This is a genomic window from Pseudomonas sp. HMWF021, from assembly GCF_003061005.1.
GTDB lineage: Bacteria > Pseudomonadota > Gammaproteobacteria > Pseudomonadales > Pseudomonadaceae > Aquipseudomonas.
In genome coordinates, this window is record NZ_QAIK01000130.1 from 1 (window position 1) to 8,827 (window position 8,827).

11 protein-coding genes and 1 pseudogene are annotated in these 8,827 nt (G+C 58.7%); 3 read left to right on the forward strand and 9 right to left on the reverse strand.

The features are described from left to right. Positions 1 to 90 precede the first annotated feature (90 nt). From DBR18_RS17875 to DBR18_RS17895, 5 genes and pseudogenes are all read right to left on the reverse strand, one after another. Entirely contained in the window at positions 91 to 1,662 is a 1,572-nt protein-coding gene (locus tag DBR18_RS17875; RefSeq protein WP_108591303.1) for a GGDEF domain-containing protein, read from the reverse strand. A gap of 229 nt (positions 1,663 to 1,891) precedes the next feature. Beyond that, a complete protein-coding gene (locus tag DBR18_RS17880; protein ID WP_256588777.1) occupies positions 1,892 to 2,308 on the reverse strand; it encodes a hypothetical protein in 417 nt (138 codons plus the stop codon). Between the two features lie 113 nt (positions 2,309 to 2,421). Then, complete coding sequence (locus tag DBR18_RS28410; protein ID WP_177482401.1) at positions 2,422 to 2,727, reverse strand: hypothetical protein; 306 nt, start codon at positions 2,725 to 2,727, stop codon at positions 2,422 to 2,424. 200 nt (positions 2,728 to 2,927) lie between these two features. After that, positions 2,928 to 3,023 (reverse strand): annotated as a pseudogene (locus tag DBR18_RS17890) (PAAR domain-containing protein); the annotation flags it as partial. Between the two features lie 137 nt (positions 3,024 to 3,160). Then, positions 3,161 to 3,826, reverse strand: a complete 666-nt coding sequence (locus DBR18_RS17895; RefSeq protein WP_108591305.1) for a ribonuclease T2 — start codon at positions 3,824 to 3,826, stop codon at positions 3,161 to 3,163. A gap of 165 nt (positions 3,827 to 3,991) precedes the next feature. Here DBR18_RS17895 and DBR18_RS17900 point away from each other — a divergent pair, with 165 nt between their 5' ends. Further along, positions 3,992 to 4,462 carry a hypothetical protein gene (locus DBR18_RS17900; protein ID WP_108591306.1) on the forward strand — a complete coding sequence of 157 codons (471 nt, stop codon included), beginning with the start codon at positions 3,992 to 3,994 and terminating at the stop codon, positions 4,460 to 4,462. Positions 4,463 to 4,538: 76 nt separating this feature from the next. Next, a complete protein-coding gene (locus DBR18_RS17905; RefSeq protein ID WP_108591307.1) occupies positions 4,539 to 5,324 on the forward strand; it encodes a transporter substrate-binding domain-containing protein in 786 nt (261 codons plus the stop codon). Here DBR18_RS17905 and DBR18_RS28540 read toward each other — a convergent pair. Beyond that, the gene (locus DBR18_RS28540; protein ID WP_256588778.1) at positions 5,293 to 5,772 is read right to left on the reverse strand and encodes a hypothetical protein; all 480 of its coding nucleotides are present in this window, start codon (positions 5,770 to 5,772) and stop codon (positions 5,293 to 5,295) included. The genes DBR18_RS17905 and DBR18_RS28540 overlap by 32 nt on opposite strands. Continuing rightward, positions 5,673 to 6,143: a helix-turn-helix domain-containing protein gene (locus DBR18_RS28545; protein WP_218277864.1), complete on the reverse strand. Its 471-nt coding sequence runs from the start codon at positions 6,141 to 6,143 to the stop codon at positions 5,673 to 5,675. The genes DBR18_RS28540 and DBR18_RS28545 overlap by 100 nt, the downstream gene beginning before the upstream one ends. Before the next feature lie 162 nt (positions 6,144 to 6,305). Between DBR18_RS28545 and DBR18_RS17915 the strand changes: the two genes are divergently transcribed. Continuing rightward, complete coding sequence (locus DBR18_RS17915) at positions 6,306 to 7,217, forward strand: alpha/beta hydrolase (protein ID WP_108591308.1); 912 nt, start codon at positions 6,306 to 6,308, stop codon at positions 7,215 to 7,217. Between the two features lie 252 nt (positions 7,218 to 7,469). Here DBR18_RS17915 and DBR18_RS17925 read toward each other — a convergent pair whose 3' ends face one another. Continuing rightward, entirely contained in the window at positions 7,470 to 7,685 is a 216-nt protein-coding gene (locus tag DBR18_RS17925) for a hypothetical protein (RefSeq protein WP_108591309.1), read from the reverse strand. 102 nt (positions 7,686 to 7,787) lie between these two features. After that, the gene (locus tag DBR18_RS17930; RefSeq protein WP_108591310.1) at positions 7,788 to 8,567 is read right to left on the reverse strand and encodes an EAL domain-containing protein; all 780 of its coding nucleotides are present in this window, start codon (positions 8,565 to 8,567) and stop codon (positions 7,788 to 7,790) included. Positions 8,568 to 8,827 lie beyond the last annotated feature (260 nt).

Here is an 8,827-nt window from a genome sequence, read left to right on the forward strand (position 1 = left end):
GGCACGGGCAGCTGAACGAACCGGACCCGACCTTGGTAAACCTGAAACGATCTGTGGGAGCGGCGACACTCGGTCCCACAGGTCGTGCAGTCAGCGATCCGAACGCATCAGCTCGGCGAAATTCTGCTCCAGCGACAGCACCGCTGCGCGGTTGCGGCCGGCATTTTTTGCCTGATACAACGCCGCGTCAGCACGCCGGATGAACACTTCCGGGCTGTCATTGCTGCCGTCAGGAATAAACGAATAGCAACCCAGACTCACCGTCAAAAAACCCGTCGGCGAGCCGCTGTGGACAATACGTTTGTCGATGACACTGCGACGGATTTGCCCGGCAATTGCCAGCGCGCCGTTGATATCCGTGTCGGGGAGCAGCACTGCGAACTCCTCGCCGCCATAGCGCACCGCCAGATCGGCCTTGCGCTGGCAACAGTTTTTCAGTGCCTGGGCGACCTGCGTCAGGCAATGGTCGCCCGCGACATGCCCATAGGCGTCGTTGTAGCACTTGAAAAAATCGATATCGAGCATGATCAGGCTCACCGGGCTCGACTGCCTGGCGCCACGGGCGAACTCGATTTCCAGCGAACGTTCGAACAACCGGCGGTTGGCCAGACCGGTCAGGCTGTCGTGGGTCGCAATCTGCTCCAGTGCCCGTTGTGCCTTGCGCAGATTCCTCTCGATGCGCTCGCCATCACGCACCTGATGGATGAACACCCAACCGAACAGGCCGACACCCAGCATCACCAGCGCCACAATCACGCTGGACTGAAAGGCGCGCTCATACCAACCCTTGAGGATCGTGTCCCGCGAGGTCGCGGAGGCCACCACCAGCGGATAAGAGGCCAATTGTCGATAGCCGTAGAGGCGCACCACTCCATCGACCACAGAGGTGATCATCGCGTTGCCCGCCGGCGATTGCGGCAACAGTTTCTGGTAGATCTTGCCTTTGGCCAGAGAAGAGCCGATCAGGCTTTCATCGAAGGGACGCCGGGCAAGCAAGGTGCCGTCGGTCAAACCGAGGAACATGATGCCCTGGTCGTCGAGGCTGAAGCTTTTGAAGAACTGATCGAAGTACGACATCTTGATCCCGGCCATCAACACGCCTTGAAAATTACCGGCGCGGTCGTTGACGCGTTTCGAGATCGGAATGATCCACTCGCCGTTTTCGCGGCTGCGGATCGCCGGGCCGATGTGCGCGATCTTCGAGGCATTTTGCTGGTGAAACCGGAAATATTCGCGATCGGCGACGCCGTTGCCATGTGGCAGATCGGGGTACGAAGTGATCACCCACTGACCGTCGCGATCGAACAGAAACATACCGTGCAACTGGTCCAGTTGCTGCACGCGGCGGGCGAAGGTTTTCTGCAGACGCGGGCGCTGCGCAGCGCCGTAACCATCATCCTCGACCCAGTCGACCAGGCTGGTCAGCACCAGATCCGCCGCGAGGAAAGTATCCTCAGCCTGCTGCGCCATCGCTCGGGTCAGGTTGGAGGACGCCATTTGCGCCATTGCCAGGTCCTGGCGTCGCGACTGTTCCAGCTGCAAATAGAGCAAACCGAACAGGCACAGGCACACCGCAACGATGAAAAGCGCTGCCGCTTTGCGCAGTGGCAAGCGCTTGAGCGTGCCGGGAGCCTGATGCGGGTCGTGAATGGGGATTGGCAAAAACGTGTCCTGGGCAGGTACGACAAGGGCCGCAGCCCGAAACCCTTACTTTTCGTGAGCGTAGCCCACCGGGATGCGCACGGCAAACCCGCAGTACCAGCGCATCCTGCCCAGGTGTATCGGCGCGCAAGGGATTTGGATGACCTCCGCACGTCGATTTATTTTCAGTTGTGGTTTCGCGGGTGATTGCCCTCGCTTATCTGCGCCGGGCAATCGCGCAGCGCACCGATTACAGCTCTCGGGGTTTGTTGATTTCCCGCAGCAGATCCGCGACTGGCAGGTTCATGGTGTTTGAGTAGTAGGGTTTGTAGCCGTACGCGGTGACGACGACTTTGCAGGGGATTTGTTGTTTACCAAGCAGAAGGGCATTCAATTCCTGTACGGAGAGATCCTCTTGCGAAGTACCGTTATTTTGGGTCTGCCGCAAAAAAGCACTCGTCATATAGTTGAATTTACCGCTTGCCTGACTGGTTTCGTCCACCTCAATCAGTCCGTAGGCCGAGTACCTGAATCGGTTAGTGATGGAAAAATTCTGATCATCACCAAGCGGACACTCAAACATCGTCGACGCTGCGCCCTTCCCCATACCTCTTCCGAACAAATCCAAAAGATTTACATCCGAGCCGTAATGAATTTTGTAAAGCAAACCAATACTTTCCCTTTCGACTGACAGAAAGTTGAGATTCGCAGGAGGCACTGTGTGATCTTTGGCACATGACGAGCACAATATAACTAACAGAAGAACAGGCGATTTTTTCATCAGCGATTGCTCTCTCGAATTGACTCGAACATCAAATCACTTGCCGATTTTCCTTCAACGACAGGTTGGGTAAACATCGCTGGAGCATTAGCGTGGTTCGTATCCATGGTGACATTAATGTCAGGCCCGCACAGCACTTGCCATTTTTCCCCGAAATCCGCTACCGAGTCGGACTGGTCTGGCTTGGAAGGCATAGCTTTTATGTTTACCCAGAAATCAGCCACCGGTGTTGGCTTATCTCCGTAGATATCGGATCCCAGCCACACCAAAGTACCTTCACCTACGGGGTCAAGCGTAACGAGCATGTTGATCCTGTAACCCCACTCCGACATTACACTGATCAAATGCGCGCCGTTCCATCCCCCAAGGCTGTGTCCGACAATGTAGATTGGGCAAGACTTGTAGGAAATTATGTTGAGAACATTTTTTTGGATGTCCTTCTTTCCCCGAACCTCGTTATACCCAAGCCATTGGGATTTATATTTGCCTAGTTTGGTCAGGTCCTCACGTTCGGGGAGCCACTGGCAATCGGATTGGTGCCATGCCCCGGGAGTGGGCAGGCGGTTGGATCGGTGATGCGGGCGGCGGGTTTTCCGCTCATGAACAGCTCCTTGCAGTGTTACGGGTCATCCTTGTGGGGGCGCAAGAGTGCGTGAATTTTCCGGGTGTTTCAAACCTTCAAGCAAAAAAAAAGCGCCCGATCGGGGCGCCCTTTTCTATTCGTGGGAACTGCTCACATCAACGCGATGGCGGCACCCGAATATCTCCCGCCCGGCACTGGGTCTTCACGCCCTTGCCACACGCGCCGAACTGCAGATCCTTGCCCATGCACACCCGCACTTCCGACAGCTCCGGGCCGCTGCAGATGACCGCGATGCCATCCGCCGGGATGCCCGGGTTGGCCTTGCGGAACAGATCGGCAATTTCCTGTGCCTCGAAGTAGTACGAGCTGCTGAACGGTTGCAGCTCTTGCGGGATTTTCACCGCGCCGACGGCTTTGTCCGCTTCATCCAGATAACCCATTGCGCCCAGACCGCTGCAGGTGCCGTGTTTGGACCATTCGTGATCGAGCAGTTTCTTGGTCGGGAACAGCGTCAGGCCTTTGGTGGTTTCGGCCGCCGACAGCGTGGTCAGCGGCGGGCAGGATTCCGGCCAGCCGCCATTGGCGTATTGCGGCCACAAGCCGTGCAGCACGAAGCCGTAGCCCTTGCCGGAGCATTGCACGTCATCCTTGTGAGTGAGGCAGAAGGTCGGCGACCAGGACAACGTCAGCAGGTAGTAATCGAACTGCCCCGCCACCGCTGCCGTTTGCACTTTGCTGGCATTGGACTGACGCGCCGAACTCAGGCCGATGCTACCGGCCGTCAGCGCGATCAGCGCCAGAATTGTAAACAGCTTTTTCATGTACCCGCTCCTTGGGACGCCTGCGTCCGTGGTTTTCGATGCTGACCAGACTTGGCCAGCGCTGATTTCGACATGCTTGTGTTGCAAGCGCATGACGCAAGGCAACGCCGTACGCCGTTGAAAGGTCTACGATTAACAGGCAGACATCAAACCAAGGGAACCGAAATGAGTAAAGCAGACGAACTGGCCGCCAGACTCAGGCAAACCCGGCACACCCAAGCGGATGCCGCGCTGGAGATCGATTGCTGGCCGGCGCAGGTCTACGATCTGTACCACCGCATCGAAGCCTGGCTGCAGCCCGTCACTGAAGTGGGCCTGAAAATCCGCCGCAATCCGACCCACGTTTGCGAGAGCTCGCCCGATGGCGAAAGCCACGATTACGCGATCGACCAATTGGTGATCGAAGCCAACCAGCAAACCCTGACATTTGATCCCATCGCCCGGTTTACCGAGGACGGCGCCGGCCGCGTGCAGATCACCCTGCCGGATCGCAACACCTACCTGCTGCGCACTGTCGATGAACATCACGAAAGCCATTGGTGGTTGCAAACGGTTGAAACCGGGCAGGAGCTGGATGCGATTGCGCTGACCGAGAACAATCTGTTGCAGGTGGTGCAGGAAGGATTGGGGTTGTAGTTGCAGGCTGACGATAGGGATCAGCGCCGAGAACGTGGTTAACTTCTCGCTCCGATCCCTTTGAAGCCCGACAGACATGCCCAACAATAAAAAACTGCTCTTGCTCGCTCCATTGCTCGCGCTGAATTTCAGCGCTCAGGCCACCGAGCAACCTTCGCACCTCGACACCATCCAGCAACAGGGTCAACTGCGCGTCTGCACCACCGGCGACTACAAGCCCTACACCTTCAAACGCCCCGACGGCGACTTCGAAGGCATCGACATCGCCATGGCGCGTTCGCTGGCCGACAGCCTCGGCGTCAAAGTGCAGTGGGTGCAAACCAGCTGGAAAACCCTGATGCCCGACATGCAGGCCGGCAAGTGCGACATCGGCATGGGCGGCATTTCGGTGACTTTGGAGCGGCAGAAGAAAGCCTACTTCAGTAACACCCTCGACAGCGACGGCAAGATCCCGCTGGTGCGCTGCGCCGATCAGGCCAAATACCAGACCATCGAGCAGATCAACCAGCCCGACGTGCGCCTGGTCGAACCGGCGGGCGGCACCAACGAAGCCTTCGTCCACGCCTTCCTGCCCAAGGCGCAACTGGCCCTGCACGACAACGTGACAATCTTCCAGCAACTGCTCGACAACAAGGCTGACGTGATGATCACCGACGCCTCCGAAGCGCTGTATCAGCAAAAGCTCAAACCAGGTTTGTGCGCGGTGAATCCGCACCAGTACATGCAGTACGGCGAGAAGGCTTACCTGCTGCCTCGCGATGACATCAGCTGGAAGCTGTATGTCGATCAGTGGCTGCACCTGAGCAAGGTCACTGGCAAATATCAGAAGGTTATTGGTGAGTGGCTGGCGCTGCCGCAGTAAGCGCTTTCAACGCTGCACTGGCCTCGCTGCCCGGCGCTGCGGTCATGACGATGAGCGCCTGATCCGGGCTTTCTGCGCAGGAAACGATCTGCCAGTCGAGACTGAGCTTGCCCACCTGCGGATGCAAAAAGGTTTTGCTGCCGCAGGTCGGGCTGGCCACCAGATGCGTGGCCCACCAGCGGCGGAAATCCTCATCACGCAGCGACAATTCGCCAATCAGCGAAGCCAGCCTCGGATCATCGGGAAACCGTGCGGTGTCCATGCGCAAAAACGCCACGCAGTTGCGCCCGTTGTTCTCCCAATCCACATACAGGCTGCGAAACCTCGGGTCGAGAAATGAGAGTCGAATCAGGTTGCGCTGTTCGATCGGTATCTCGGCGAAGTCGACATACAGCGCCGCGGCCAACCGATTCCACGCCAACACATCCATGTAGCGGCCGATGACCATCGCCGGGATGCCCTGCAGGCTGTCCAGCAGCGATGCGTCTGCGGGCCGACGGTTTGCCGGCGATGCTGATCGACCGGGGTCCGCCCCAGGCGCGCCAGTCGATAGAGGTAATCCAGATCGTCCTCGCGCAATCGCAGGGATCGAGCAACCGCCGCCAATGCGGACTTGGACGGCGACAGGCGCCCCTGCTCCAGACGCGTGTAGTAGTCGACGCTGATGCCGGCGAGCATCGCCACTTCTTCGCGGCGCAAACCGGCGACGCGGCGTGCCCGACCGGCGTCGGCGGGTAAACCGACTTGCGTCGGGTCGAGTTCGGAACGACGTGCGCGAAGAAATTCGCCGAGATCGTTGGGACTGGTTTGTGTATTCATGGGCCGATCATTGCGCGCGGGCGCGTCCGGGGGGAAGGCAATCCTTATCATAGGAAAGTTTTTCCCAGGATCCGCGCTCTCTTTTTGCCCCCCACCCACGGCGGCAATCTGTGCCTCGTCAGCCGCCACCTGCGGCATCGCAGCAACCCGTGGAGTGCACCTATGAAAACCAACGTCAGCTTCCTCAGCAACGGCCTCAAACTCGCTGGCCACCTCTATATCCCGAGCGATCTGCAGCCCGGCGAACAACGCCCGGCCATCGTCGTCGCCCACCCGTTCGGCGGCGTCAAAGAGCAGACCGCCGGCCTCTACGCCGCCAAACTCGCGGCCAAAGGGCTGATCGCTCTCGCCTTCGACGCCAGCTACCAGGGTGAGAGCGAAGGTGAGCCGCGCTACCTCGAAGACCCGTTCGTGCGCGCTGAAGACATCAAGAGCGCGGTCGACTTCCTCGCCAACCACGCCTCGGTCAACCCGCAACGCATCGGCGCCCTCGGCATCTGCGCTTCCGGTGGTTATGTGCCCTTCGCCGCCCAGACCGACCGCCGCATCCGCGCCGTCGCCACCGTCAGCGCCGCCGATATCGGCCTGCTCTACCGCGAAGGCCTCGGCGGCCACGGCACCCCGGAACAACTCAAAGAGCTGCTGGAAGCCGTCGGCGAACAACGCAGCCGCGAAGCCCGTGGCGAACCGGTGCGCATCGACCCGATCGTCCCGGAAACCGCCGATATCAACGCCGACACCCCGACCCTGTTCCGCGAAGGCAGCGACTACTACCGCACCCCGCGTGCACAACATCCCAACTCGCCGAACAAGTACGTGTTCACCAGCATCGGCCGGATCGCGGCGTACTCGTCCTACGACCACATCGACCTGATCTCGCCGCATCCGCTGCTGATGATTGCCGGCTCGGAAGCCGACACCCGTTACTTCAGCGAACGGGCGATCGAGAAGGCGCTGGAGCCGAAGGAATTGGTGCTGATCGAGGGCGCAAGCCACATCGACCTGTACGACAAGGAACAGTTCGTCGGGCCGGCGGTGGAGAAAATGGTGGGATTCTTCAAACAGTATCTGTAAGCGGCAGGCACAAAAAAGGCGCCCGATAGGGGCGCCTTTTTATTGGGCTGAACACTGAACCTGAGGATCCAAGTGAACCTGTGGAGCCAATTACATCTGTAGCGAGGGGATTTATCCCCGATGGACTGCGTAGCAGTCCTGCTGTTTTAAAAGTGGGGTCGCTTCGCGACCCATCGGGGATAAATCCCCTCGCCACAGGGTCAGGGTCAGGGTCAGGGTCAGGGTCAGGGTCAGGGTCAGCCTCGATTTTGTTCAATCGTCATGCAACATCCCGGAGCTGTACTGGTTCAAGCTGCTACCAATATTGTTACCACCGAATTTGAGGGTCGTTGCACTTGTGCGCCCCTCCGGCGACTGACAATCCGAAGAAAAACAACTGGTGGTGGTCAGCCCACCAGAGCCCGAACAGGCACTCAATACCGAGACAGCTGCAGCGATCAACAGCACTTTGACGACATTGGCGCGCATGGTACGGCTCCCCTTGGGATGATCTTGTTCAAGCATCCTAGGCCTTCGCCGCACGCGGCAAGATGAAACTTCGCCGTTTGACAGCACGGGTTCAGGTTCGCATCAAACCGCCCGCCACGCCCCCTCAGGAATCTGCGCCATCGCCTCAAACGCCGGTTTGGCGAACCAGAAACCCTGCATCAGGTAAATTCCGCAATCGGCGAGAAAATCGCGCTCTTCGGGGTGCTCAATACCCTCGGCAATCACCTCGACGCCCAACTCGGCACACATGCCCACCACGCCACGCACAATCGCCTGACGAACGCGGTCGCGGTGAATATCGCGAATCAGCGCCATGTCCAGTTTGATCAGATCCGGCTGAAAGTCCGCCAGCAGATTCAGCCCGGAATAACCCGCACCAAAGTCATCAATGGCGGTCTTGAAACCAAACTCACGGTACTCGCGCAAGATGTTCATCAAGTGCTTGTTACTTTCAACGTGCTCGCCCTCGACCGCCTCGAAAATCAACCGCTCAAGCGGGAAAGCATGCGCGCGCGCCGCCTCCAGCGTGCTGCGAATGCACAGGTCCGGGCGATACACCGCGTTTGGCAGAAAGTTGATCGACAGAAAATCGGTGATCCCAACCTGCGCCGCCGTGGAAATCGCCCGCACGCGACACAACTGATCGAATCGATAGCGGTTCAGGTCATCGACCTGCTCCAGCACCGACAGTGCGCCCTCACCCTGGACGCCCCGGACCAGCGCCTCATGGGCAAAGATCGATTGATCACGCAGATCGACAATGGGCTGAAAAGCGAAGGAAAACGCCAGATCGGCCTCGCCTTTCTGCCGGCACCCTTGGCACCCGCCGCCGGGTTGGGGGAAAACGGGAATATGAGTCATGAAGCCCCCTGAGAGCGGGTTGAAACCTTCCGTGGTGCAGAAATTAACGGTAAGAAATGCGGTAGCCATCACTTGATGGCACCCGCATATTACAGGCTGACCGGTGCGGTCAGCCCAAGTTCATTGCGAAATGCCATCAGGTGTAAAAATGCAGGGTCGCTACGAGGGCGAGATTGCATGGCAAAGAGCAGATCCCCGCATTTTCGATGAAAAACCATCTGCAAGCCCACCACCCTCAATCCTGATAAACTCCCCACCTC